At 60.6% G+C, this 378-nt stretch carries 1 protein-coding gene; it reads right to left on the bottom strand.

Annotated elements, in window-relative coordinates; translation table 11 throughout:
* A partial coding sequence (locus EN852_RS36050) for an acyltransferase family protein (protein WP_145994149.1) occupies positions 1–234 on the bottom strand: 234 nt, incomplete at its 3' end.
* Positions 235–378 lie beyond the last annotated feature (144 nt).

The raw sequence follows: 378 nt of genomic DNA, 5'->3' as shown, positions 1-378 counted from the left end.
CGTCCAGAATTTGAGCCAGGTTTCAGGCCTTTGCCAGGGCTCCTTGTCCCGGCGCAACTGATAGTGGAACACAATCAGGAAGCCGGAAAGCATGATGAAGAGATCGACGCCCAGCGCAGGGTCGCCAAGCACCGGAAGATGCCAGCCGGTCAGTAGCAGACAGTGCCCGACAAGCACCCACATCGCGGCAAGCGCCCGAAGCCCGTCCAGGCATTCGACACGGGATCGGGTCATGCCTAACTCCTTGAGAGCAGGAGCGTCAGCAATGCAAATCGTTCATCGAGGCAGGCCGGTGGCCGGGATGATACTGACACGCCAAAACCCTGGTGCAGAAAGCCCCGCCGCGAGGAGAGATCGGAAGAGCGCCGTGTGGGGAAA

The sequence above is a fragment of the Mesorhizobium sp. M2E.F.Ca.ET.209.01.1.1 genome (genome assembly GCF_004010375.2).
GTDB lineage: Bacteria > Pseudomonadota > Alphaproteobacteria > Rhizobiales > Rhizobiaceae > Mesorhizobium.
This window is presented reverse-complemented; position numbering and strand designations above follow the sequence as displayed.